This is a genomic window from Streptomyces sp. NRRL F-5755, assembly GCF_001279365.1.
GTDB lineage: Bacteria > Actinomycetota > Actinomycetes > Streptomycetales > Streptomycetaceae > Streptomyces > Streptomyces rimosus.
On record NZ_LGCW01000167.1, the window covers coordinates 1 to 974 of the forward strand.

General features: G+C 71.8%; 1 protein-coding gene. It reads right to left on the reverse strand.

Annotated elements, in window-relative coordinates:
• Positions 1–974: FtsX-like permease family protein (locus ADK86_RS16365; RefSeq protein WP_324611394.1), on the reverse strand; the 974-nt coding region annotated here is incomplete at both ends.

Genomic DNA, 974 nt, shown 5'->3' on the forward strand with positions numbered 1-974 from the left:
CGTGCCGAACGCCGCCAGGATCGCCAGCCCGATGACCGGGATCGGCAGCCGCCACCACAGCCGCCGGCGGCGCGGCACCGCGCTGCGCACGACGCCCAGCGGCTCGATGGCGATGCCGCGCAGCGCGAAGAGCGTGACGACGACGGCCGACGCCGGCACCGCCAGCGCGATCAGGACGGCCAGGGCGGGCACCGGCGACAGGTCGGTGGGGAAGGCGTTGAGGCTGCTGATGTCGACCGCGCCGATGAACTGCCGGCCGAACAGGAACATCCCGACGCCCACGACCAGCCCGAACAGCGAACCGAGCAGGGCTTCCCCGGCGGCGATCCGGCGCGCCATGTGGTTGTCGGCGCCCACCAGGCGCAGCGCGGCCAGCCGCCGGTCACGGCGCTCGCCGCCGAAGCGGACGGCGGTGGCGATGAAGATGGCCACCGGCATCAGCAGGACGACACAGCCCACGAGGATCAGCACCAGCAGGACCGGGTCCATGTCCCGCGACTCGAACTTCCACCCGTAGGCGTCGGCGCGGTTGGTCCCGTTCCCGTCCTTCAGGGAAAGCTTGTCGCTGCCCGCGTAGTAGAAGTACTCGCTGGGGCCGATCACGCCGGCTTGCCCGATCGTGCCGATCACGCGGTACGGGAGCCGGTCGTGCAGCAGCTTGCCGTCCGGGGATTCCAGGAGCTCCTTCAGGGCGGGCGAGACGACCGCATCGCCCGGCCCGGGCATCGTGTCCACGCCGGGCGGCAGTACGGGGTGGCCGCCCTCCGGACGCAGCAGGACGCCGTCCACGCTGTCACCGCGGAACTGGGAACCCACGCGGTGGAAGAGGAACGAGTGGTCGGAGCGCTTCCCGTCGTGCTCCCCGAACTCGATGTTGCGCGCGTTGGTCCGCTCGGAGTGGTTGTTCAGCAGGTTCGGTACGGAGGAGGCGCCCAGCAGCAGCGCCACGCCGAGGCCGACGCCGACGGCGGTCA